Here is a 25,297-nt window from a genome sequence, read left to right as displayed (position 1 = left end):
TACAAATGAAACAATCTATAGAGTTGAATCACGGTCAGAAAGCCATTCCTACCATCGGACTTGGCGTCTTTAAAGTAGAGGACGGAGATACGGTCATCGATGCCGTCGTGGAAGCGATTCGTCAAGGATACCGCCACATCGATACGGCAGCTGTTTATGAGAACGAGGAAGGTGTCGGAATCGGAATTCGAAAAGGAATGGAGATGGCGAATATTTCCCGGGACGATCTATTCATCACATCGAAGCTATGGAACGCCGATCAAGGTTACGACGCCGCTATCGCCGCCTATGAGGCGTCGCTCGTTCGTCTTGGATTAGATCAATTGGATTTGTACTTGATACATTGGCCGGTAGAAGACAAAATTGTCGACTCTTGGCGTGCGCTTGAAACGTTGTATCGAGAGGGACGTGTCGGAGCGGTCGGAGTGAGTAACTTCCAGATTCATCACCTGGAGACATTGGCTGCAAACAGTGAACTCGTTCCAGCCGTGAACCAAGTCGAGCGGCATCCGTTGCTTCGTCAAACCGAATTAGCATCGTATATGACTGAGCACGGCATCGTACCGGTCGCTTGGGCACCGCTCATGCAAGGTGGGCTGTTCGAAGAGCAGACTTTAGTAGAGGTCTCGAAAGAAGTTAATCGTTCCGTCGCTCAAGTGATGTTACGGTGGCATCTTCAGACGGGGTGGGTCATCATTCCAAAATCGATCAAACCACATCGAATCGAAGAGAACTTCAGCGTATTCGATTTTGAGTTGAGTCTAGAACAAATGGAACGAATCGATGCACTCGACGAGCATAAACGTGTCGGACCGGATCCGGACGATTTTGATTTTTAATCAAGTACGCAAAAAATCCTTCTCTCGCTTGAGAGAAGGATTTTTGACGTTATTTTTTGATGTCGAACTTTTCGCTAAGGAAGTTCACGACATCTTCTGCTGTGTCCATGTTGAGGACTTCATTGACGATTGCTTCTGTTTCCGTCTTCGTCAAGCGCTTCACGAGGCTACGTGCACGAAGGACGCTTGAAGCGGACATCGAGAATTCATCGAGTCCAAGGCCGAGAAGGATTGGAATCGCGAGCTCTTCTCCAGCCATCTCTCCACACATGCCGACCCATTTGCCAGCTTTGTGTGCTTCTGTGATGACGTTATGGAGCAGGTTCAAGATGGCAGGGTTGAACGGTTGGTACAAGTAAGATACTTTTTCGTTCATCCGGTCAGCCGCCATCGTGTATTGAATCAAGTCGTTTGTACCGACTGAGAAGAAGTCGACTTCTTTTGCGAATTGTTTCGCCATGACAGCTGTAGATGGAATTTCAACCATCATCCCTGTTTCATATTGACCGACTTCGATTCCTTCTTCTTTCAACTTCGCTTCTTCTTCGAGAAGAAGGGCTTTCGCTGCGCGGAACTCTTCAAGTGTCGCAATCATTGGGAACATGATCGCGAGGTTTCCGTGAGCAGATGCACGGAGAAGGGCACGAAGTTGCGTGCGGAACAAGTCTGTTTCCTCGAGGCAAAGACGAATCGCACGATAGCCGAGGAACGGGTTCATCTCTTTCGGGAGGTCGAGGTAAGACAATTCTTTGTCGCCACCGATATCGAGTGTACGGATGACGACTTGCTTGCCTTCCATACCTTCAAGAACCGTTTTGTATGCTGTGTACTGCTCTTCTTCAGTCGGGAATGTTTCAGAGTCCATGTACAAGAATTCTGTACGATAAAGACCGATTGCATCTGAACCGTTTTTCAAGACGCCATCTAAGTCGTTTGGCGTTCCGATGTTCGCTGCAAGCTTCACTTTGTGACCGTCAGCAGTGACAGACTCTTCGTTGACGAGTTGCTTCAACTCTTCTTTGTAAGCTTCGAAATCAGCACGTTTCCCTTCGTACTCTTTGACGAGGTCTTCAGAAGGGTTGACGAACACGTCACCTTCCGTACCGTCGATGATGACGAGGTCACCGTTTTTGATTTCTTCAAGGGCCACTTTCGTACCAACGACCGCTGGAATTTCGAGTGAACGTGACATGATGGCGGAGTGTGATGTACGTCCACCGATGTTTGTCGCGAACCCTTTGACGTATTTACGGTTAAGTTGTGCCGTGTCTGAAGGCGTCAAGTCTTCGGCGATGATGATGACTTCTTCTGAGATTGATGCAGGTGTCACGAATGTCACTCCGAGAATGTGTGCCATGACACGTTTTGTGACGTCACGAACGTCAGCTGCACGTTCACGCATGTACTCATTGTCCATCGATTCGAAAATCATGATCATCGTTTGGGCAACTTCGTCAAGCGCCTTCGCGGCGTTCATGTTTTCGCTTTCAATTTTATCGTTCACTTGCGATACGATTTCTGGGTCCTCAACGATTAAAAGGTGAGCTGAGAAAATCTCGGCCTTGTCTGGTCCGAGTTCACGAAGCGTGTGCTCGCGGATTTGTTCTAGCTCCGTTTTTGATTGTGCGATTGCATCTTGGAAGCGTGCTTTTTCTGCAGCGACATCTTCAATCTTGTGTGATGGGATATCGAATGAAGGTGTCTCCATGACGAATGCTTTTGCAACTGCAATCCCTGCAGATGCACCAATACCTTTAATGTGTGACATAAGCGTAGTCCCTCTTTTCAAAGAAATAGTGTACTTTCCTGCCTCGTTACTTCATACCCGAAAAGAAAAAAGAACTAACGAGAACGAAGAAAGTTAAAGTAGCAACGGTCTACGACTAGGGGAAGCCTCGACCAGTCAAATTGGCCTCACTTCACGATGAAGAGAAGCCCGATTGCGTACTTTCTTATCCTATCATAAAATAAAACAACGTCACAACGAGGAGATAGCCCATGAATTCGAAGATTTCTTGACTCTTACGCATACTATTTCATTATTTTGGAGAAGTTCGTTATGCTTACCATATATATAGAAGGGAAGTGGCAATATGTATCAAATTGCGCAATTAAATTGGACCGATTCTTACGAGACAATCGTCGTCGGGATCGGAGCGGCTGATGCTATCGATGAAGGACTCGACGCGTTGTTTAATGGACGCGTCAAAACGCTTATTCAATCAGGAGACATCTCCACGAAAACAGGAGAAGTGACGGTGCTCCCGACATTCGCAGGTGAGACGACTCGTATCTTATTTGTCGGTCTCGGACAACGGAATGACATCACGACCGAGAACGTCCGGAACTGGTTCGGGAAAGTCGCGAAACAAATGAAAACCCGTGGATTGAAGGACGTTGCTGTGGCGCTTCATACGTTTACGGATGGTGCGGCACGCATGTTTACAGAGGCGTATGAAATGGCGACGTATGAACATCCTACATATAAGTCTGCTCCAAAAGAGGCGGTCGAAGAACCGACGATCACATTGCTCGGTGACGTGGACCAGACGGATATCGATACGGGTGTCGCCTACGGGAAAGGGGTCAATGTCGCCCGTACGTTGACGATGATGCCGGCCAATATTTTGACAGCGGAGACGCTTGCGGATTATGCAGTCGAGTTAGCAAAACGTCATGATTTCAAATACCGCATTCTTGAAAAAGAAGAGATGGAAGGACTCGGTATGGGCGCATTGCTCGCCGTCAACCAAGGCTCGACGATTCCACCCAAATTGATCGTACTCGAGTATCGTGGGGCAGAGGAAGAAGCTCCGATTGCCGTTGTCGGAAAGGGTGTCACGTTCGACACGGGCGGCTATTCAATCAAACCGAAAGATGGCATCGTCGGGATGAAAGGGGACATGGGTGGCGCGGCTACCGTCCTTGGATTGTTCGAGACCCTCGGATTGACGCGACCAAAACGGAACGTGATCGGAGTCATTGGAGCGACGGACAACATGATTTCTGGGGACGCGTTCAAACCGGATGATGTCATCACGGCCATGAACGGAAAAACGATTGAAGTGTTAAATACGGACGCGGAAGGACGCCTCGTCCTAGCGGATGCGGTCACGTTTGCGAAAACGTATGAGCCAACAGCAATCATCGATGTAGCTACGCTTACAGGCGGTGTACTTGTCGCACTTGGTACAGACGTGACGGGATGTCTGACGAACGATGATACGCTCTATCGTTCACTTGAAACGGCGAGTCGCGAAACGAATGAGCTTGTGTGGCAGATGCCATACTTTGATGTCTTTATCGACAAGGTGAGAAAATCGGAAGTTGCCGACTTGAACAACTCACCAGGTCGTTTCGGACATATGATTTTCGGCGGCGCGTTCGTCGGCGAATTTGTCGGCGATACACCGTGGCTACACCTCGATATCGCAGGAACGAGCGAACGTGCGGCAGCGAATGACCTCGGTCCGAAGGGGCCGACTGGTGTCATGGTTCGGACACTCGCACGGATGATTGAATCGTGGGAGCGATAAGAGCAGGTATATTAATCGGTTTGGCGATTCTGTGTGGCTTTTGCTACACGGTTTGGCCGAACCGGATTTGGTTAGGGAGTACAGTATTTCTCGCCGTATTTGGCGTGTTGATGATGTTACAGGAGGTACGACATGGTAGGAGTAGGAATTGATGGCGCACGTGGAGGCTGGGTACGAATCACTTATGATAGTATCTCTCTCTGCTTGACGATTTCGGAGTCATTAGAGGAATTGCTGATTGAGGATGCCATGCATTTTGTGGATATGCCGAAAGATTTAGGGACAGTCGACCATCCGAGTCGAGCGTGTGATGCGTGGATGCGGAGTCAACTCAGTCAACGAAAGTCGTCCGTCTTCACTCCACCGATTCAAGAGGTGTTGCATGAAGCGACATATGAGGAAGCGAACGAAAGAAGTCAGGCATTGGTTGGCAAAGGGATCAGTAAACAAGCGTGGAATCTCGTTCCTCGTATCCGTGAGTTTCAGCAGGTGAAAGCATCCGACGTTTACGAATCACATCCGGAAGTTTGTTTTTCCGTCATGATGGGTCAAGAAGCGGAACATCGAAAAAAAACGACTGAGGGTCAGGATGAGCGCATCGCGTTACTTCGAAAGTACTCAAAGAGTTCCCCTTGGAAATGGAAGATGTCCAACGTGCAAGTGGATGATATCATCGATGCCTGTATTTTAGCCGTCGCAGCGTATGAGGCCGGGACGAGTGGACTTTCAATCCATCCAAAGGAAACGACAGAACCGCATGTAGCCGTACCTCAAATGAAAAAAGAGCGATGAAATGTTGATTTCATCGCTCTTTTGCTGTCGTGGCTGTCGGTCCGACGATGAAGCGCCACATATAATGAAAGACCTTTGCATTGTATAAAGCCTTCAGTAGTACGGCGAGTACAGGACCTACGATGAAACCGAACACTCCAAATAGCTTCAGTCCCACAAAGATCGAGATGAGCGCGGCTAACGGGTTCAATCCGATATGCGACCCGACGATTTTTGGTTCGGCGAGGTTTCGTTGGACGATGACAATGACATACAGCACGATCAAACCGATTGCGACAAACCAATCGCCAGATACTGCGGCATAGGCGGCCCATGGAATGAGTAACGTCCCTACCCCTAAATAAGGCAATAAATCAAAGAAACCGGCCAGCAAAGCAATCGACAGCGGATTTTCGACACGGAGAATGAACATACCGACGAGTACGATTCCAAATGTGATGGAAATGAGCGTAAACTGTGCCCGGACATATCCGAATAAAGCGGACTTTAAGTTGATCATCACGTCCTCAAATTCCTTGAAGCCTTTCCGTTTATTCAAGCGATTTAGAGATTGGACGTATGCGGGCCAATCTTTCGTGATAAAGAACCAGGCAAGAACGATGACAACGACTAGTAATAGGACGAGCGGGAGTGCGCCTAACATACTTTGGAGAATACTCGCTACACCTCGGGACAGTACACCGATTGCAGCAGCAAGCTGTGCCCCCAGTTCAGTAATGCCCCCATCTAATGAAGTTGTTTGCCCAGGATTCAATTGTTGATAGCTCTCGTATGCGTCATTGATGAGAGGAGCGATTTTTTCATTGAATACGCGTTGGATAAATGCCGTGAACGTCTCAATTTGATCAGGCAATCGTTCGGCTGCGACTGTCGCATAATGGATTAATTGGATGATGACGATCGTGATGATACCTAATACGATACTGAGCACAATGACTAAAGAAATGAGTGTACCGAGGGCGCGTGGCATATTCGTTTTTCGCTCGAAAAAGTTGACGAACGGCACGGTGATCAAGGATAAAAGAAGGGCAAACACGAATGGATACGTATATTCGAATAGTATGTTCAGTAACCAGGTGACCAAACATAAGCCAATCACAACGAGTACAAATCGGAGCAATTGCCAAAGTCTTGTCGTTGACATGTAAAACCCATCCTTTCCGGACATCTAGGTTGAGCATAGTATATCATGTAGGCGGTAAATAAAGCAGAAAGACAGGTGAATGAATATGAGAGAAGTTCAACAAAAAATCGATACGATGATTCTTCATTTAGGAGGCTACTGGAGACCTTTATCCGGACTAGCGAGATTGTTAGAGGAAGTAGGGGAAGTAGGAGGCGCGTTAAGAAAGGATGCGCAGGATGAGTTAAAAGAGGAGTTGCTCGATGTCTTAGTAATCTCCACATGTCTCGCAAACCAGTATGCGATTGCATTACAACAACCAGAGGCAGAGGTAGGGGAAACGAAAGAGAGGCTATACTTTCAAATCGTTGAAGAAGCAGGGGAAGTGGCGCGGATTTTGAATGCTTATGAAGGCGACAAGAAGTTAAAACGGAATCGTCAAGGACAGTCGTTACAGCATCATATCGAGCAATTGCAACGTGCCGTCCTGTCGCTAGGCGCAATCCATCATCTCAATCTGTTCGATTCATTATTTGCACTGATTGAAGAAAAGTCAGCGCGTGATTTTGGACGGTTTGACCATACACCGGACCCGATTACGGAGTCTTCGGTTCGTGCGTATCAAATGCATCAATCAGGTCGCTATTGGGGTGGGGTCCCAGTTAAATCTTTCGAACGATTCGACCGATATATAGAGCGAGAACAACATATTGAGAGGTTCTATCGAATTGCAGGGATTGAAGGGTTGGATGGTTTTGTGATTCAACAGAAACGGGACGGGCTGATTTTGCCTTCAACGTTACCTGTTCAGGAAGGGTTTATCACGGCGTATGAACAGTATGGTTCGGAAACCTTTTTAGTCATCCGACCAGACAAATAAAAACATTTACCTTTTTATCAAAAACATTCATCTTTTTTTCAAATATTTACTTTTTTTAAAAAAGCATTATGCTAATATGTAATTGTTGTTAGTAGGAAATGCCGCATTGAGAAAGGAATATTTTGGATGAAAATGAAACTATTGAAAGTTGCCCTCATCTTAACGGTCCTCTTGTTTGGAATGCAACTTCCGTCTGCTGAAGCTGCTACTTACGATGGAGAAACGACTGTCAATTTGAACATTCGTACAAAACCTAGTCTAAGTGGAACGGTAGTAAAAACATTACCACGAGGTACGAAAGTAGAATATGGAACGTATAATAAGTCCTGGCATAAAGTGTATGTAAACAATCGTACATATTATGCTTCGGCCCAGTACATTCGTAAACTTTCATCCACTTCAAGTTCATTGACGACACAATCGGCAACGTCTACTGGTGTGACGACAGCGAACTTAAATGTCCGCGTCACGTCCTATCGATCGGCGAAGATTGTGACAACGTTGAAGAAAGGGACGGAAGTGAAGTATGCCGTTCATAATTCTTCTTGGGCAAAAGTCTACTTGAACGGGAAGACGTACTATGCCGCAAAAGCCTACATCGCACCAAAAGTTACCGAATCGAATGTAGAGAAGGTGAACGGCTATGCAAATCGTGATTTGAAGTTGTTTGCGGAGCGAAACCAACGTTCGAAAGTACAGAAAGTTCTTCCGAAAAATACGGTGATCCTCTCAAGTAAATATAACTCGAGTTGGTCGATGGTTTATATCGGGAACGAGACATACTTTACACCGACTGTTGGAATCACAACAGGTTCGGTTGATACCGGTGTAGAGAAAAAAGACGGGTATGCAAACCGGGAGTTGAAACTCTTCGCGGAGCGGAATCAACGTTCAGCGGTGAAGAAAGTCCTCCCTGTGAATACAGCTGTCGTCTCAAGCAAATACAACTCGAGCTGGTCAATTGTTTATATTGGAAGTGAAACGTATTACACACCGACGGCTTGGATCTCTACGTCAAAAACGCCGACAGAGCCTCCGACGACAACGGAGCCGAACGATGGATTGACACAAGGTTACGCGAACCGTACCGTCAATTTATTTGGTAAAACTCATCAGAGTTCGGAAGTCCTCATGGTTCTTCCAAAATACACGGCTGTTTCGTACAAAGCGTACAATTCGAGTTGGTCGACTGTTCAGATCGGTTCGAAAGTCTACTACACAGCGAGTTCGTGGTTGACGAAAGGAAAAGCGCCGGCAGAACCGGAAGCTGCACCAAAAGGTACGGTATACATCAACACGCCTGGAGATGTATTAAACGTTCGTTCGAAAGCGAGTCTTGATTCGAACGTAGTCGGTCAACTGAAACACGCATCTGCTGTATTACATTATGGTACTGTAAATGGCTTCCATAAAATTAAGTTCAACGGACAAGATGCCTATATTTCTTCTGCATTCGTCATGACATCGAAACCAAGCACTTCGACTGGAACGGTCATCGTTCTTGATCCTGGGCATGGTGGGAAAGATCCTGGAGCGACAAACGGTTCCTTGTATGAGAAAACAATCGTTCTTGATGTGACAAAACGTGTCGAAGCGTATCTTCGTTCAAAATATAACTATACGGTGCGACTCACACGTTCGACAGATGTATATTTGACGCTTGATGAGCGAGTAGCTGCTGCTAAATCGCTACGTGGCGATTTATTTGTCAGCGTCCACGTCAATGCGGCAGGTTCTTCAGCTGCTAAAGGTTTAGAAACTTATTACTCTTCGCAGTCCGCACATAGTGCCCGTAGTCGTGTGCTTGCTTCGAATATCCAAAGTAATCTAACTGGTAAGATGAGTGGAATGTCGAATCGAGGAGTGAAAACGGCGAATTATTATGTCATCACATATAATACGGTGCCATCTGCACTCGTCGAATTAGGGTTTATCTCATCACCGACAGACTTGACTTATCTTCGCAGTAACACGTCTCGTCAGCAGATGGCGGAAGGTGTGGCTGAAGGAATTGCCAAGTACGTTCAAACCTATTATTGATCAAATCGACCCAGACAATGATGTCTGGGTTTTTTGATGCATTAAAAAACCGAACCGATTCAATCGGTTCGGTACTATTTTATAAATCATCAAACCCGTTCGCGTCTGTCACTTTCGCATAAGAGCGTGACTTCTGTTCGAAGAAATCAGATTTTGTTGCATTGAGCGAGTCATCTGAGTATGCACGGATCCAAGGCATGACATCTTCGTCAAATCCTTCATACAAGTCGTTCAGACCGATGACACGTAAACGTTTGTTTGCTAAGTACTTGACGTAGTCACGCATTTCACTGACGTCGAGTCCATCGAGGTCGCGAAGTACGTATTCACACCACTCAATCTCAAGGTCGACGGCCTCTGCCATCGTATCGTATACGAATTGGCTGAACTGTCCGTCCGCATCAATCTTTGGATTTTCAGTCAGTACGGCACGTAAGAGCTGGCTGATGAAATAAGAATGTTGCATCTCGTCGCGCTGGATATAACTGATCATCGTTGATGTCCCGACCATTTTTTGGTGACGGGCCAGGTTATAGAAATAGGCGAAGCCAGAATAGAAGTTGATGCCTTCCAAAATAACTGAAGCAACAAGTGATTTTGCAAAATTCTCTGCATTTGGCGTGTCCCGGAACTCTTCATATAAGTCCAGAATGAATTGGTTACGTTTCATGACCATCTCGTCGTCTTTCGCAATATCAAAGATGCGATTTTGTTCTGCGAGTGGGACAAGGCTTGATAAAACGTAACTATACGATTGATTGTGTACGACTTCCTGTTGTGCGATGACGGCAAGTACGGCATGAACAGACGAGTCAGATGAGAACATAGAGGACTCGAGGATGTATCGTGTCTGGACAGAGTCGAGAATCGAGAGCAGTCCGATAATCCGTTTGAATGCATCTTGTTCGCGTTCCGTTAACTGCGGCCATTGTTGCATGTCCTTAGACATCGAAATCTCATCTGGGATCCAAAAGTTTGAAAGCAACTGCTTGTAAATCGTATAGAACTGAGGATACGCGATATCGTTCCAGTTTACGATTGAACTGGTTTCGCCACCGATGATGGCGGTTGCCCGGTTAGGATGTTTGGGCGACAATAATTTGATTTTCTGAATCGACATGATGCATAACTCCTTCTTCTACATGTTGAGCCATCCGCTCTGCCCAATGCTGGACGTTGAACGGTTGGTTACGTGGGGACTGCTCGATTTTAAGCAATTCCCCGGCAAGCGGGATTCCGTATTTTGAAAGGTGATACGCCATCTCATCGACCGCGCGACAGAAATGAACAAACATTTTGTCACCCGTTCCGAATACGGCTGCCTGACGAATTGGTACATTCAATTCTTTTAGCACGAGACGGAACGTGTCCTTCATTTCATCCGGCAAGATGCCATCCGCCCACGTGTATGATCCGAAGTAGACGAGGTCACACGATGCGAGAGACTTTGCTTCCCGATAGCCGACCCGATCGGCATCGTAGCGAACGACGTGGTCACCACGATGATGGTGGGTCGACTCGATGAGCGTTGCCACTTCTTCCGTGTTTCCGCTCATCGAATGACAAATGATTGCAATGTTCATGTCGTTAACCACCTTTCATAAAACGGACTAATTATGAGGCACAAGATTCGCATTCATCCACTTCAACGGTCGTTGAACGTGTGTAATAAATCGATTTCATACCGAGAGACCAAGCTTCTAAGTGCATCGCGAGAAGCTCTGTCGCTTTCACATCGTTCTTCACATATAAGTTGAAGCTGATGGCTTGGTCGATGTGCCGTTGGCGAGCCGCGTTTTGACGGATGCTCCATAATTGATCGATTTCAAATGCTGATTTATAGAACCAGTTCGTGTCCGGTGTCAAGTCCGGCACCGTGACTGGAATCTTATAGTTTTTCTTCTCTTCTGAGTAGACTTTTTTGTAGACCGGATCGATCGATGCAGTGCTACCAGCGATAATCGCTGTTGATGAGTTTGGTGCGACAGCCATCATATAGGCGTTACGGACACCGTTTTGATGCACCGCTTCAGCGAGACCGTCCCAATCGAGGTCATCATGTGAACGATAGTTTCGGCGCTTGAAGTATTCGCCTGTATGCCATTCTGAACCTTCGAAGACACCGAACGCGCCTTTTTCCTTGGCGAGTTCCATTGAAGCTTGAATCGTGAGGTAAGCAATCTTCTCATAAAGTTTTTCTGCGTATTGGACGGCATCGACCGATTCCCAGCGGATTCCTTCGAGTGCGAGCAAATGGTGCCAACCGAATGTTCCGAGACCGACGGCACGATATTTCTGGTTCGTGATCATCGCTTGTGGCACTTCAATGGTGTTCAAGTCGATGACGTTGTCGAGCATACGCATTTGAATTGGGACGAGTCGTTCGAGAACATCGGCTTTCACTGCACGAGCGAGTGCGATTGAGCTCAAGTTACAAACAACGAAATCGCCTGGCGTTTTCGTGATGACAATTTTCCCATCTTGCGTGTACTCTTCTTCGATCGTCGTGGCCGACATGTTTTGCGCGATTTCTGAACAGAGATTTGAACTGTAAATCATCCCTGCATGTTTATTTGGGTTCGCCCGGTTCACGGCGTCACGGAAGAACATATATGGTGTACCTGTTTCAAGTTGTGAGCGCATGTAACGCTTCACGAGGTCGATGGCAGGAACCGTCACGCGTGATAGCTCAGGCGTATTGACACACTCCATATATTTTTCAGTGAAGCTGCCGCCGTTCTCCGTCTCATCGAAATAGTCTTCGAGGCTATACCCCATGACCGTGCGAATTTCGTGTGGGTCGAACAAGTGCCAGTCGCCGCGTTCCTCGACCGTGCGCATGAAGAGGTCCGGTAAGCAGACACCGGTGAACAAGTCATGTGTCCGGAGGCGCTCATCCCCATTGTTCAATTTCGCATCGAGGAACTCGAAGATGTCCTTATGCCAAATGTCTAAATAGACAGCAATCGAGCCTTGGCGCATACCGAGTTGGTCGACCGAGACGGCCGTGTTGTTCAATTGCTTCATCCAAGGAAGGGCCCCACTTGAGACGCCTTTGAATCCTTTGATGTCACTTCCACGTGAACGAATCTTCCCAAGGTAGACACCGATTCCGCCGCCGCCTTTGGAGAGAGTCGCTACATCTGTATTGGAATCATAGATGCCACGAAGCGAATCATCGACTGTATCAATGAAACAAGAGCTGAGCTGTCCATATGATTTTCCGGCGTTCGACAACGTTGGTGTCGCGACCGTCATGTAGAGGTTTGATAAGGCCCAATAGGCTTCTTCGACGAGTTTTAAACGAGTTTCTTCTTTCTCTTTTTGCATGAGCGTCATGGCGATGACCATGAAGCGTTCCTGTGGAAGCTCATATAGGTTCTTCACATGATCGCGCCCGAGATAGCGGTCCGACAACGTGCGGAGTCCGATATATGTGAAGAGACGGTCACGGGACGGGTCGAGCAATGTTTCGAGATGGTCCATATCTTCTTTTGAATACGTATCGAGGAGCGCTGACGTGAAGATGCGTTTTGATGTCAACGTCTCGACAAGTTGGTAGAAGTTACCGTAACGCATCGATGCCTCATAGCCGCGGTTACGTGCTGCCTCGAGGTAGAGACGATTCAAATACATCTCCGTAGCCACGAACGTCCAGTCGGGTTCTTCGGCTTTTAACATGTCAAGGGCGTGCATCGTCAATAAGTCATACACTACATCTTGTGTTAGCGTCTTCGTTTCGAGCGCCCGAATCGCCCGCTCTTCATAGCGCTCAACACTTAAGTGAGGATAACGTGTTTGGATAGATTGAATAAGAGAAGAGACATCAGCAAGCGTTGGAGCTGCTGGTAGCATCGTCTCGTGATGGATTGGGGATGTCAAAATCGATCACTCCTTTAATAGATGTAGATGTTATGAAAGTATACTAAGAACTTCCTAACCTGTCACAATAATGTGTCAACGATCAAAATAGCTGTTAACTATATATTGACACATTTTTATCTTTTTAATCATAAAACACCTATATTTAGTTTTTCAATCCTTGACATTCTGGAATATGCCCATCGCCTTTTTGCTTTTGCTCAAAAAGGGCTTCATGACCCAATTTGAGACAGAGAAATGAGATGAAAAAAATTCTGGATTCCAATTGCGTGATTCTTCACAAAGAAATGAATTCGATTTCATCATCAAAGGGTGGGTGTTTGAATCTCTATGTAAGTGCGAATGTATTGTATTTGACGTCGCTCATCCAAATACCTGCATGAATCGATCGATACTAGATATAGTGTTTCAAAGAATCGCGAAAGGCGAATCGATTTGTCAAGGCTGGTATCCGATTAAAAAGTAAGGTAGATTGGTGAAGTAGGACATGGAATTTTAGCGAAAAGAAGGGTTTAACAAGTGCGTACAGAAGACTTACTATTAAGATGGGACCCACTCGGTTATGGGGCAGGTTCATACGGACCAGAGTTCGATGAGGTGATGATGGCATTGACCTATGTCGAATCCACAGAACAATTGACCGAGGTGATTCGCCGCACGCTTCTTGAGGCGTTCGATGCGTGTCCACCAGAAACAGAGATTATCGAGATGGCGCAGCGACTCCTCGCCTCGTCATCTTGCCAACTATAAGGAGGAACCAATTATGTTACGAATCGATCCAACACCGAACCCGAACGCGATGAAAGTCACACTCCCAGAAAACGTATTCGGCGCAAAAAGCCAAAGTGTGAAAGCAGGAGAAGCGACAGATCAACCACTCCTCGCGAAACTAGTTGAGATTGAAGGCGTCGAGAGCGTCTTCGCCTACGGAGACTTCGTGACCGTATCAAAAGAAAATGGCGTGAGTTGGGAAGCCATTCTTCCGCAGGTCGAAACGGCATATCGCGGATGAAACCGATTGTTTCAATTGTCATTCCAGCGTATAAACGCGAAACGGAACTGACGGAACTGCTTGAAAGCTTAACGGTCCAAACGTTTCAAGCGTTCGAAGTCTTGGTCATGAATAATGAAGGGCCGCCAAAACAACATCTTTTGGCGCCTTTTTTGAATCGTTTAAATGCTCGTGTGATTGAGGTTGGAGAGAATCATCATGTCAAGGCGCGTAATCGTGGCGTTCTCGAAGCGAGAGGCGACATCATCCTATTGCTAGACGATGACGATTTGCTTATGCCGACGCACCTGGAGGCGGGTCTACGAGACCTTCAACAAGCAGACCTCGTTTATTCGGACGCCGAACTGTTCCGCTTCGAATGGAGAGAAGGGCGTCGTGTCGTGACAGACTGGGAACCGTTCGCTTACGCGTTTGATCGTGAACGAATGCGTCAAGATTCCACGTTCATCCCGTCGGGTACCATGTATCGCAAATCGATTCATGACACGATTGGTCTATTTGACGAAGAGGTCTACAATTACTGGGATTGGGATTTCTTGTTGAGGGTGATGGAATCGTTTACCGTGTCACACCCGGCGCGTGCAACGGTACTTTATGCATTTAATGGTACTGACAACCTGTCGGCGAAGCAGGATGAAACGAGACGTCGTTATTTTGATCATTTTTGTCAAAAGCATGGTCTGACAGACATGGAGATGAAGAATTTCCATATCGTTCAGGAAGAACGACGTTCCTATATAAGACAGACAGAGAGAACGTTCACAGGCGAGCTACCTGGTCGAACGGAAGGAGAATAAGTATGTATTCATCAAAAGAGCTTGAATTATTAGAGTTGTTAGAAGAAAAGGGATACCTGGATACGAAGATGTTGGCGGACTTATTGGCACTCGATGAAGAGACGATTGAGTCGATGCTTGAGAAGTTCAAAAAAGACGGTATTCTGCTCGGCTTCCGGGCGATGGTGAATTGGCAAAAAATTAACCGACATGACGTTACCGCGTTTATTGACGTCAAAGTCACTCCAAAACGTGGACGTGGGTTTGATGATGTGGCCGAACGTATTTATCGCTTCCCTGAAGTGACGGCTCTCTATTTGATGTCTGGCGCCTATGACCTTCAAGTCGTCATTCGGGCAAACTCATTACAAGACGTCGCGTCATTCGTGTCGGATAAATTGTCGCCACTTGACTCGGTCTTGTCGACGACGACACACTTCAAATTAAAGACGTACAAGCATGACGGAATCTTGTTCACCCCACAAACTGAAGACAAGCGGTTGAACATCACACCATGAAGTCTTTGTCGAATCAAGTCGTCTCGATGAAGCCATCGGGCATCCGCCGTTTCTTCGATTTGGCACAGACGATGGAAAATGTGGTCTCTCTCGGGGTGGGAGAACCGGATTTCATCACACCGTGGAACGTGCGAGAAGCTAGCTATGCCGCACTTGAAGAAGGGTACACGGCGTATAGTGCCAACGCCGGTCTGATTGAGTTACGAGAAGAAATTGCTAATTATATGAAAGAACGCTTTTTAGTCGAGTACGATCCGACATCTGAATTGATCGTCACGACAGGGGCATCGCAAGCGCTCGATATCGCATTCCGCGCCCTTCTCAATCCAGGAGATGAGGTCATCGTGGTCGAACCGGCATTCGTTTCATACGGTCCACTTATCGAGTTGGCAGGTGGAACTGTCGTGCCGGTCGCATGTCGTCCGGAAAAAGGATTCCGACTCAATCGGGAAGACGTCGAAAAAGCCATTACAGAGCGGACGAAAGCCATCTTGCTCTGCTTCCCGTCCAATCCGACGGGTGCCACGATGAACGGCGACGAACTCGCGCAAATCGCGGAACTTGCGACAAAGTATGACCTTTGGGTCGTCAGCGATGAGATTTATGCGGAACTTTGCTATGACGACCCATTCGTCAGCTTCGCAACGCTCCATGACATGCGAGACCGGACGATTGTCGTCAACGGATTCTCAAAAGCGTTCGCAATGACAGGGTGGCGCCTTGGCTTCACATGTGCGCCCGAAGTTGTGACGAGAGAGATGTTGAAGGTCCACCAATACGGTATGATGTGTGCACCCACGCTCGTTCAGTTCGGTGGACTCGAGGCACTTCGCACTCGTGAGCAGCATGTGCCGGGCATGGTGAAAAGTTATCGCCAACGTCGAAACTACTTCATTCAAGCGTTGAATGAGGCGGGACTCCCAACCCATGTTCCGGGTGGCGCATTCTATGCCTTCCCTTCGATTCGTCATACGGGATTAACGAGCGAAGAATTCGCAGAACGACTTTTGCTTGAAGAACGAGTCGCCGTCGTTCCCGGGAACGCCTTCGGTGAGAGTGGGGAAGGGTTCGTCCGGGCGAGCTACGCGACATCGCTCGAACAATTACAGGAAGCCATTCGGCGGATTCAACGTTTCATGCAACAATTTGAAGTGACAGCAATAAAGGACTCTCATTCGTGAGAGTTCTTTGGCGTTTTAGCGAAATAACGAAAGGGAAAAGACGGGCGAGGTGAAGAACATGAATCAATTTGATTTTGTTGCAGTCGGGTGTGGTCCGTATAATCTTGGTCTCATGGCTCTTGCGGAGAAGACTGAACTGCATGGGATTTGCTTTGAACAACGTGCGGAGATGATATGGCATGAGGGCATGTTGATCGAAGGGATGACGATGCAAACGCATTATTTACAAGATCTCGTAACGCCAGCGGACCCGACCAGTGCGCTTAGTTTTTTGAACTATTTACGTGATGTGGGACGTCTCCAAACATTTATCACGCAAGAACAGGATAAGATTCCTCGAACGGAATACAATCGTTATTTGCGGTGGGTTGTTAACCAACTGTCAACGATTCGTTTCGGTCATTATGTATCTGACGTACAAGCGGAAGAAGAGGGCTTCCTCGTCACCGTCGAATCGGATGGTCAATCGACACAAGTTCATACAAAGCATCTCGTTTTAGGAACTGGGGCGGCACCGTTCGTGCCGGACGGGTTTGAACAAGTCATTCATACGAGCGATTATTTGACGTACCGGGACGTCCTCAAAGACCGATATCGTGTCGCGGTCGTCGGGAGCGGACAAAGTGCGGCAGAAGTCTTCCTAGATTTATTGCGTGACGCGACGGATGAACAACGTGTCGACTGGCTTACACGCTCCGAAAACTTTGAGTCACTCGAAGCAGGCAAGCTCGGGGATGAAATTTTTAGTGTGGATTATGTCGATTATTTTCACAAGCTATCGTATGACGCTCGGCAAGAGCTGCTCGGGTCATTCGAGCGTTTCCGTCACGGCGTCAATCCAGAGACGATGACATCCATTTATGAGGCACTCTATCACCGGACGTCAGAAGGTGAGCCCAAACGAGCGGAAATGATGACTCAGGTCGAAGTAGAATCGATCTCCTATGATTGGTTGACGCATCGGTTAAAGGGGACGCAACGATATACGGGAGAAGTCATTGAGAAGGCGTATGACCTCGTCGTCGTCGCGACAGGGTATCGTCCGGTCGTTCCGTCGTGGATTGAGAAGCTCCCGATTGTATGGGAAGCCGAGGGAGAATGGATGGTTCGAGAAACGTATGAGGTGGTCATGAGTGAACCGCTAGCCGGAAAAATGTTCACGCATACGAATATAGAACATTCGCATGGACCGGCTGCGACGAATCTAGGGATGGCGGTCTATCGAAACGCCTTGATTCTGAATGAAATGGTAGGGGAGACAGTCTATCCGATTCGCCATCAAAAGCCGTTTACAACATTTTAGGCAAAAAAAGGGCTAGGCGAGTCGCCTAGCGGAATCAGGGGGGAATACTTGAAGTCTTGCTTGATTTGTATTTACCCCGCGCTTCGACTTTGAAACATACCAACACGTCAAAAATAATCTTTTTTACTAAATTCTACACTTTATCGAAAAAAGTATGTTATAGTAAGTTGATGAATTTAGCATAGGAGTTGTTTGTAATGGCAAAATACGAAAAAGATCAAGTATTAACAGGTAAAGTAACAGGAATTCAACCCTTCGGTGCTTTCGTAGCACTCGATGACGAGACTCAAGGTCTTGTACACATTTCAGAAATCTCACATGACTACGTAAAAGACGTAAACGATTACGTTCAAGTTGGTCAAGAAGTTGAAGTGAAAATCCTTGAAGTGGATGAAGCTTCTAAAAAAATCAAGCTTTCAATGAAAGCGACTCAAGAAGCTCCAAAACGCGAGAAGTCTGCGAAGCCAGCTCGTCGTGCGCCACGCCGCAACGAAGCATCTTCAAACTTCAAGCAAGAAGAAGCTCCAGGATTCACAGTCCTCAAAGACAAACTTGAAGACTGGATCAAAAACACAAACTTCAAGAAGTAAGTGTTCCAAGGTGACCCGTTCCAAACGGGTCACCTTTTTTTGTTTTACAGGAATCGATGCGACGTGTGACGAAATTGTAACCCGAATAGGAGGAGATGAGATGAAGATTGGCATCATCGGAACGGGCGGGATTGCAACGAGTGCCCACATCCCGAATTATGTCAAAGCAGGGATGGATGTGGTAGCGGTCATGAACCGGACACGGGCGAACGGAGAACGTGTCGCCAGGCAGTTTAACATCCCGAACGTCTATGACACGGTCGAGGAGATGCTTTCGCGCGAACAGATCGATGCCGTCAGTATCTGTACACCGAACGCCTTACATAAAGAGCAAGTGCTTCTTGCGCTAGAAGCAGGGTGTCACGTTCTCTGCGAAAAACCGCCGGGCATATCAGAAGATGAAGCAATTGAAATGTTAGAAGCGGCAAAACGAGCCGGAAAAACATTGCATTACGGATTCCATTACCGACATCGTGTGGATACGATTCTGTTGAAGCGAATGATTGATGCGGGTGAACTCGGAGACATCTATGCGGCGACGGCACTTGCCCTTCGTCGACGTGGCATTCCGGGATGGGGCGTGTTCACGAATAAAGAACTGCAAGGCGGAGGAGCGCTACTCGATATCGGTGTCCATATGTTAGATCTCGCGCTACACTTGATGGATTATCCTGAGCCAAAAGAGATTGTCGGTCATGTTGGTCAATATTTAGGGAATCGACCAGGTGTCGGCTTGATGGGTGAATGGGACTATGAATCCTTATCGGTCGAAGATACAGCGAGGGCGATGATCACGTTCGAGACAGGCGCGTCTTTGTTACTCGATGTCAGTTATATGGCCAACATTGAAACAAAGGATACGATGCGTGTGGAATGTCGCGGTACGAAAGCTGGAGCCAGTCTGTTTCCGCTCACGCTTCACACGGAGAAATATGGGGCGCTTTTTGACGAACGTCCTGCTTATTTGACGGAACACGATCCGTACGAACGCCAAATCCAACTCTTCCTTGAGGCCTGTCGAGAGGCGCCAGACTATCGGCAAGCAGAGGAGGCGGTCATACTTCATCGCATCATCGACCGCATCTATCAGTAAGCACGATACTTTTCATTCCGTGAAAACAGGGTATATAGTGTAGGTGTTACATATTTCTACGAGGAGGATGAATCATGCACAACTTTGAATACAAAAACCCGACAAAACTAATTTTTGGGACACATCAGATCGAAAAATTAGCAGGTGAACTGGAAGCGCTCGACGCGAAGAAAGTGATGCTCGTCTATGGTGGCGGAAGCATCAAAAAGAACGGGACGTACGATGAAGTCGTGGCTGAGCTTGAAAAAGCCGGTATCTCATACGTAGACTTCTCAGGGGTTGAGCCGAACCCACGTATCGAGACGGTACGTCGCGCGGTGAAATTTGCACGTGAAGAAAATGTCGATGCGTTGCTTGCTGTCGGTGGCGGCTCAGTGATTGACTGCACGAAACTGATTTCAGCAGCGATTCCTTATGAAGGGGATGCGTGGGACATCGTGCTACGTGAACATATCCCGACAGAGGCGGTGCCATTTGGTACGGTCCTTACACTCGCGGCGACAGGATCAGAAATGAACTCAGGTTCGGTCATCACGAACTGGGAAACACAAGAGAAGTTCGGTTGGGGTCACCCACTCGTCTTCCCGACATTCTCGATTCTTGATCCACGCTATACGGTCTCGGTTCCAAAAGACCAGACCATCTACGGAATCGTCGACATGATGAGCCACTGTTTCGAACAATACTTCCACCCGAACCATGCACCGGTACAGGAACGTATGACAGAAGGTGTCTTGAAAGCGGTCGTTGAATCGGCACCGAAACTCGTCAACGATTTGGAAAACGTCGATCTTCGTGCCATCATCTTGTTCTCGGGTACGATGGCATTGAACGGCGTCCTTCAAATGGGTGCAGCGGGAGACTGGGCATCGCACAACATCGAACACGCCGTATCCGCTGTCCATGATATCCCGCATGCTGGAGGTCTCGCAATCCTCTTCCCGCGTTGGATGGAGCATGTATTAGATGAAGACAACGCGGCTCGCTTCGCACGACTCGGTACAGAAGTATTTGATGTCGAGCCTGGCGAGAACGATTTGGAGACAGGGAAACGTACGATTCAAGCTGTACGTGCATTCTTCGACCAACTTGGCGCACCGAACTCGCTTCGTGACTATGAGATCGATGAGTCGACATTCGATGCGATCCTCGATTCTGCGATGAAACGTGGCGCATTCGGTCGTTTCCGTACGCTCGAACGCGAAGATGTTGCGCATATCCTCGAACTCAGCAAATAAGGCAAATTCTTGCCTATTTTGCAATAATGATTGAACGAATCCGACGTTTCCGTTTATGATGGGTCATGTATGGCTCTTTCAGGAGCGATTTAAAGGAGGAAATGACATGTCAACTGTACGTTTCGATTATTCAAACGCGCTCTCATTCGTAGGGAAGCATGAAGTCGACCAAATGCAAGAAACGGTAAAAACCCTTCACTCGGTGATTCACGAGCGGAGCGGTGCCGGAAGTGATTTTCTTGGGTGGGTCGACCTTCCGACCGAATACGATCAAGATGAGTTCGCACGAATCAAAGCTGCGGCAGAACGAATCCGTGAGAATTCAGATGTTCTCGTCGTCGTCGGAATCGGAGGATCTTACCTCGGAGCCCGTGCAGCAATCGAAATGCTTCAACATTCGTTCTTCAACGTATTGTCAAAAGAAGAGCGCAAGGCCCCGCAAGTATTCTATGCAGGCCATAATATCTCTTCCACGTATATGAGAGAATTGCTTCAAGTGCTCGAAGGGAAAGACGTCTCAATTAACGTCATCTCGAAATCAGGAACGACGACAGAACCTGCGATTGCATTCCGTGTCCTCAAGCAGTTCATGGAAGACAAGTATGGTCAAGATGGAGCGCGTGAACGAATCTATGCGACGACAGACCGTGCCCGTGGCGCCCTCAAGACGCTCGCGGACGCAGAAGGATACGAAACGTTCGTGATTCCAGATGATGTCGGTGGACGCTTCTCTGTCCTCACACCAGTCGGACTTCTTCCGATTGCCGCTGCAGGAATCGATATCGATGCTTTGATGGAAGGCGCACGTGATGCACAAAACGCCTACAGCTCACCAGAATTGGCTGAAAACGAAGCGTATCAGTATGCAGTCGTACGTAACGCCCTTTACTCCAAAGGCAAATCGATTGAGATGCTCGTCAACTACGAGCCAGCCCTTCACTACGTGTCGGAGTGGTGGAAACAGCTTTACGGAGAATCTGAAGGAAAAGACAACAAAGGAATCTTCCCTGCGGCTGTCGACTTCTCGACGGACCTCCACTCGATGGGGCAATACATCCAAGAAGGTCGTCGCGACTTGTTCGAGACAGTCATCCGTGTGAAAGAAGTCCGTCACTCGATGAACGTCCCAGAAGACGCGCAAGACTTGGATGGCTTGAACTTCCTTGCAGGTGAAACGATTCAATTCGTGAACGATAAGGCGACAGAAGGAACGCTTCTTGCGCACACGGACGGAAACGTACCGAACTTAGTTGTCGAATTGCCAGAGATGACACCGTATCACCTCGGCTACTTGTTCTACTTCTTCGAAAAAGCATGTGCGATGAGCGGATACATCCTCGGGGTGAACCCGTTCAACCAGCCAGGCGTCGAAGCATACAAAGCGAACATGTTCGCATTACTCGGTAAACCGGGCTATGAAGAACAAAAAGCAGAACTCGAAAAACGCTTGAATCAATAAGAAAACGAATCGGTCCGCCAGTCGGACCGATTTTTTTGTTTGAAACTGGGTGAAGACAAGGTAAAGTGAGAGTAGACAGGGGAAAGAAAGGGATGGACTATGAAGACATTCAAGGATTACTATCATAATCAAGTCGAGTTAAGCTTCACCCATTATCCGTTCTCAGACACACCGCTCCACGTCTGGGTGGTCGCCCGTTACAAGGACAAGTGGGTATTGACGAAGCATAAACAACGCGGGCTTGAGTTCCCAGGTGGGAAAGTCGAGCCAGGAGAACATGAGGATGCCGCTGCCATCCGGGAAGTATATGAAGAGACCGGAGGCGTCGTCAAGACGTTACGATACATGGGTCAATATCGTGTGCTCGGTCGCGGCGACACCGTCATCAAAAATATCTATTTTGCGGAGATTGAACGATTCGAAGATCATCCCGCGGTCGACGAGACGGATGGGGCCGTCCTGATCGATGTCTTGCCGGACAATCTACTACGGAATCCGCGTTATAGCTTTATGATGAAAGATCGCGTCTTACCAGAGACGATGAGGGTACTCCATGAGCAACAGTTGGTTTGACCGAATCGACGTGTTGCCACCATACGCCGGTTACCGAGTGACGCGTGGGTGGTACACGACGAATGATGGGGAAGAGGTCGTCGCCTATTCGATTGAACCGAAACGGTCGAACGGACAGGTGTTGATGTACTTACGAGGAGGAACGGCACGAATCGGGGACGTTCGGTTACCACGCCTCATGCAATTTGCGGCCCGAGGTTTTCACGTGGTGGCTCCGGTCTACCGGGGCAATCACGGCGGCACAGGGAAAGAGGACTTCGGTGGTGCAGACTTGGAAGATGTGCTCTCCCTTTACGATCGTATCGAAACGAGCGGACGACCGATTCATGCACTCGGTTTTTCACGTGGTGGGATGATGGCCCTTTCCCTCGCTTCTGAACGACCGGTCACGACCGTCACTTCGTGGGCCGGTGTGACGAATCTTGAGTGGACGTATGAAGAACAACGATCGATGCGGAAAATGTTACGTCGCATGACAGGTGGGGATCCTGAATCGGCAGAAGCGGCATATACGGAACGCTCACCGCTCTACAAGGATTGGGTGGCCCCGACGCTAATCATTCATGGGACGGATGACGAGCAGGTTCGTTTACGCCATGCGACAGCTGTCGCAGAGAAGTTAGGGGAGCAAGCTGAATTTTGGGTACTCCCGTTCGGCCATCAACTCCCGTTTTGGGACAAATGGGAAACGACCGAACAAGCAATGGATTGGATGCTCCGAAATACAAAAGCACCGACTCGATGAGTCGGTGCTTTTTATTAGATGACGAGCGGACCGGCCGCGATGACCGATTCGTTTGCTTTTGTGAAACGCTTAAAGTTTTCTTTGAACTTCATGGCGAGAGCTTTGGCCTCGACATCGTAGCGAGCTGGGTCGCTCCACGTATCGCGTGGGTTGAGCACATCGCTTGGTACGCCTTCAATAGCTACAGGCATCTCGACATTGAAAATATCATGTTTCGTCGTCTCGACGTCACGAAGCTGGCCGTTGACTGCGGCATTGACCATCGCACGCGTGTAAGCGAGTTTCATACGTGATCCTTCACCATAGGCACCGCCTGTCCAACCTGTGTTGACAAGATAGACATCGACATCATGTTCTTCAATCAATTTACCGAGCATGTCCGCATAACGCTCTGGAGCGAGCGGAAGGAACGGTGAGCCGAAACAAGTCGAGAACGTCGCTTGAGGTTCTGTGACCCCGCGCTCCGTGCCAGCGAGTTTCGAGGTATACCCAGACAAGAAGTGGTACATTGCCTGTTCCTTCGTCAATTTGCTGATCGGAGGCAAGACACCGTATGCGTCTGCTGTCAAGAAGACGATCGTATTTGGATGACCTGCACGAGATGGGAGCATCGCGTTGTCGATGAACTCAATCGGATATGCCGCACGGGTATTCTCCGTTAAGGAAATATTTTTATAGTCCGGTGTACGGTCATCGTTCAAAACGACGTTCTCAATTAGAGAACCGAATCGGATTGCATCATAAATTTCAGGTTCGTTCTCACGCGACAAGTTGATCGTCTTCGCGTAGCAACCACCTTCGATGTTAAAGACCCCGTCTGGTGACCATCCGTGCTCATCATCTCCAATCAAGTGACGCTCAGGGTCGGCAGAGAGTGTCGTCTTCCCGGTTCCCGATAAACCAAAGAAGAGGGCTGTCTCGTTTGCATCGTTGACGTTTGCCGAACAGTGCATGGATAAAACGTTTTGTTCCGGCAATAGGAAGTTCATGACAGAGAAAATGGATTTCTTAATTTCGCCACCGTATTCTGTTCCCCCGATTAGAATCGTGCGCTTGGCGAATGAAACGAGAATGAACGTCTCAGAGTTCGTACCATCGACCGCTGGATCTGCTTTATAACTCGGTGCATAAATGACTGTGAACGGGTCGAACGCACTGTTCGTAGACCAATCACGTAAGAAGAGCTGTTTCGCAAATAGACTATGCCATGCATACTCTGTGATGGCACGAACCGGTAAATTGTAGTGCTCGTCAGCACCGGCAGAAGCTTCCAAGTAGTAAAGTTTATCTTTCTTTTCTAAATGGTCGACTACTTTGTCAAGAAGTGCTGTGAACTTCTCTTCTGCAATTGGTTGGTTGACTTTCCCCCAATCGACGAGGTTGTTGCTGACTTCATCTTGTACGACGAATTTGTCTTTCGGTGACCGTCCGGTAAAAGCACCTGTGCTGACAGATAATGCCCCGTCTTTCGTCAGTACCCCTTCACCGTTTTGAATGGCTTCTTCCACCAATTCTGGAACCGTCAAGTTCCGTAACATGTCGGCACCATTAATTAATTCTTCGATTTTCAGGAGCGTTGTCGCCATCCTGAATCCCACCTTTCCCCTAAATAGATGTGGATGAAATCCGCATACTTCCGCGATTACGTTTAATCAGTATGACATTTTTAATTATATGTGACACACTAATTAAACACAAGCGTTTCTTCTCTCTAAGT

23 protein-coding genes are annotated in these 25,297 nt (G+C 47.9%); 17 read left to right on the top strand and 6 right to left on the bottom strand.

What is annotated here, in order from left to right:
* The first annotated feature begins 5 nt into the window (after window positions 1-5).
* Complete coding sequence (locus tag KNO66_RS06520) at window positions 6-839, top strand: aldo/keto reductase (RefSeq protein ID WP_214741506.1); 834 nt, start codon at window positions 6-8, stop codon at window positions 837-839.
* A gap of 49 nt (window positions 840-888) precedes the next feature.
* Here KNO66_RS06520 and ptsP read toward each other — a convergent pair whose 3' ends face one another.
* A complete protein-coding gene (ptsP, locus tag KNO66_RS06515; RefSeq protein WP_214741504.1) occupies window positions 889-2,607 on the bottom strand; it encodes a phosphoenolpyruvate--protein phosphotransferase in 1,719 nt (572 codons plus the stop codon).
* Between the two features lie 325 nt (window positions 2,608-2,932).
* Between ptsP and KNO66_RS06510 the strand changes: the two genes are divergently transcribed.
* Window positions 2,933-4,375 carry a leucyl aminopeptidase gene (locus KNO66_RS06510; RefSeq protein ID WP_214741502.1) on the top strand — a complete coding sequence of 481 codons (1,443 nt, stop codon included), beginning with the start codon at window positions 2,933-2,935 and terminating at the stop codon, window positions 4,373-4,375.
* 132 nt (window positions 4,376-4,507) lie between these two features.
* Window positions 4,508-5,167 (top strand): DUF429 domain-containing protein, encoded by a 660-nt coding sequence (locus tag KNO66_RS06505; RefSeq protein WP_214741500.1) that lies wholly within the window; start codon window positions 4,508-4,510, stop codon window positions 5,165-5,167.
* A 10-nt stretch (window positions 5,168-5,177) separates the two neighbouring features.
* Here the strand turns inward: KNO66_RS06505 and ytvI are convergent, their stop codons facing one another.
* Entirely contained in the window at window positions 5,178-6,311 is a 1,134-nt protein-coding gene (ytvI, locus tag KNO66_RS06500; protein ID WP_214741498.1) for a sporulation integral membrane protein YtvI, read from the bottom strand.
* 85 nt (window positions 6,312-6,396) lie between these two features.
* Between ytvI and KNO66_RS06495 the strand changes: the two genes are divergently transcribed.
* Complete coding sequence (locus KNO66_RS06495) at window positions 6,397-7,170, top strand: MazG nucleotide pyrophosphohydrolase domain-containing protein (RefSeq protein WP_251127310.1); 774 nt, start codon at window positions 6,397-6,399, stop codon at window positions 7,168-7,170.
* Window positions 7,171-7,296: 126 nt separating this feature from the next.
* Entirely contained in the window at window positions 7,297-9,210 is a 1,914-nt protein-coding gene (locus KNO66_RS06490; protein WP_214741494.1) for an N-acetylmuramoyl-L-alanine amidase, read from the top strand.
* A gap of 79 nt (window positions 9,211-9,289) precedes the next feature.
* Here KNO66_RS06490 and KNO66_RS06485 read toward each other — a convergent pair whose 3' ends face one another.
* Genes KNO66_RS06485 through KNO66_RS06475 form a run of 3 tightly spaced genes read right to left on the bottom strand, consistent with a single transcriptional unit; the run spans window position 9,290 to window position 13,080 of the window.
* Window positions 9,290-10,330 (bottom strand): ribonucleotide-diphosphate reductase subunit beta, encoded by a 1,041-nt coding sequence (locus KNO66_RS06485; protein ID WP_214741492.1) that lies wholly within the window; start codon window positions 10,328-10,330, stop codon window positions 9,290-9,292.
* A complete protein-coding gene (locus tag KNO66_RS06480; protein WP_214741490.1) occupies window positions 10,287-10,793 on the bottom strand; it encodes a flavodoxin domain-containing protein in 507 nt (168 codons plus the stop codon). Before KNO66_RS06480 ends, KNO66_RS06485 begins: the two co-directional genes overlap by 44 nt.
* A gap of 31 nt (window positions 10,794-10,824) precedes the next feature.
* Window positions 10,825-13,080: a ribonucleoside-diphosphate reductase subunit alpha gene (locus KNO66_RS06475; RefSeq protein ID WP_483299191.1), complete on the bottom strand. Its 2,256-nt coding sequence runs from the start codon at window positions 13,078-13,080 to the stop codon at window positions 10,825-10,827.
* Window positions 13,081-13,611: 531 nt separating this feature from the next.
* Here KNO66_RS06475 and KNO66_RS06470 point away from each other — a divergent pair.
* The 12 genes from KNO66_RS06470 to KNO66_RS06415 all read left to right on the top strand — a co-directional run bounded on the left by KNO66_RS06470 (window position 13,612) and on the right by KNO66_RS06415 (window position 23,580).
* The gene (locus KNO66_RS06470) at window positions 13,612-13,842 is read left to right on the top strand and encodes a DUF1871 family protein (RefSeq protein WP_214741488.1); all 231 of its coding nucleotides are present in this window, start codon (window positions 13,612-13,614) and stop codon (window positions 13,840-13,842) included.
* 13 nt (window positions 13,843-13,855) lie between these two features.
* Window positions 13,856-14,104, top strand: a complete 249-nt coding sequence (locus tag KNO66_RS06465; RefSeq protein ID WP_026825527.1) for a NifU N-terminal domain-containing protein — start codon at window positions 13,856-13,858, stop codon at window positions 14,102-14,104.
* Window positions 14,101-14,901: a glycosyltransferase family 2 protein gene (locus KNO66_RS06460; protein ID WP_214741486.1), complete on the top strand. Its 801-nt coding sequence runs from the start codon at window positions 14,101-14,103 to the stop codon at window positions 14,899-14,901. The genes KNO66_RS06465 and KNO66_RS06460 overlap by 4 nt, the downstream gene beginning before the upstream one ends.
* Before the next feature lie 2 nt (window positions 14,902-14,903).
* Window positions 14,904-15,398, top strand: coding sequence for an Lrp/AsnC family transcriptional regulator (locus tag KNO66_RS06455; RefSeq protein ID WP_214741484.1), 495 nt, complete (start codon window positions 14,904-14,906; stop codon window positions 15,396-15,398).
* Entirely contained in the window at window positions 15,395-16,579 is a 1,185-nt protein-coding gene (locus KNO66_RS06450; protein ID WP_214741482.1) for an aminotransferase, read from the top strand. Before KNO66_RS06455 ends, KNO66_RS06450 begins: the two co-directional genes overlap by 4 nt.
* A 58-nt stretch (window positions 16,580-16,637) precedes the next feature.
* Complete coding sequence (locus KNO66_RS06445) at window positions 16,638-17,882, top strand: lysine N(6)-hydroxylase/L-ornithine N(5)-oxygenase family protein (RefSeq protein ID WP_214741480.1); 1,245 nt, start codon at window positions 16,638-16,640, stop codon at window positions 17,880-17,882.
* Between the two features lie 197 nt (window positions 17,883-18,079).
* Window positions 18,080-18,472, top strand: a complete 393-nt coding sequence (gene yugI / locus KNO66_RS06440; protein WP_074033496.1) for a S1 domain-containing post-transcriptional regulator GSP13 — start codon at window positions 18,080-18,082, stop codon at window positions 18,470-18,472.
* Between the two features lie 100 nt (window positions 18,473-18,572).
* Window positions 18,573-19,565: a Gfo/Idh/MocA family protein gene (locus KNO66_RS06435; protein ID WP_214741478.1), complete on the top strand. Its 993-nt coding sequence runs from the start codon at window positions 18,573-18,575 to the stop codon at window positions 19,563-19,565.
* Between the two features lie 74 nt (window positions 19,566-19,639).
* Entirely contained in the window at window positions 19,640-20,803 is a 1,164-nt protein-coding gene (locus KNO66_RS06430; RefSeq protein ID WP_214741476.1) for an iron-containing alcohol dehydrogenase, read from the top strand.
* A gap of 106 nt (window positions 20,804-20,909) precedes the next feature.
* The gene (locus tag KNO66_RS06425) at window positions 20,910-22,262 is read left to right on the top strand and encodes a glucose-6-phosphate isomerase (protein WP_214741474.1); all 1,353 of its coding nucleotides are present in this window, start codon (window positions 20,910-20,912) and stop codon (window positions 22,260-22,262) included.
* A 99-nt stretch (window positions 22,263-22,361) separates the two neighbouring features.
* Window positions 22,362-22,835, top strand: a complete 474-nt coding sequence (gene ytkD / locus KNO66_RS06420; RefSeq protein ID WP_012726795.1) for an RNA deprotection pyrophosphohydrolase — start codon at window positions 22,362-22,364, stop codon at window positions 22,833-22,835.
* Complete coding sequence (locus KNO66_RS06415) at window positions 22,816-23,580, top strand: alpha/beta hydrolase family protein (protein ID WP_214741472.1); 765 nt, start codon at window positions 22,816-22,818, stop codon at window positions 23,578-23,580. The genes ytkD and KNO66_RS06415 overlap by 20 nt, the downstream gene beginning before the upstream one ends.
* Window positions 23,581-23,594: 14 nt before the next feature.
* Here the strand turns inward: KNO66_RS06415 and pckA are convergent, their stop codons facing one another.
* Entirely contained in the window at window positions 23,595-25,166 is a 1,572-nt protein-coding gene (gene pckA, locus KNO66_RS06410) for a phosphoenolpyruvate carboxykinase (ATP) (RefSeq protein ID WP_214741470.1), read from the bottom strand.
* Window positions 25,167-25,297 lie beyond the last annotated feature (131 nt).

It is taken from the genome of Exiguobacterium sp. s48 (assembly GCF_018617395.1).
Taxonomy (GTDB): Bacteria; Bacillota; Bacilli; order Exiguobacteriales; family Exiguobacteriaceae; genus Exiguobacterium.
Note: the sequence above shows the minus strand (reverse complement) of the source record. Positions and strands in the feature narration are given on the sequence as shown.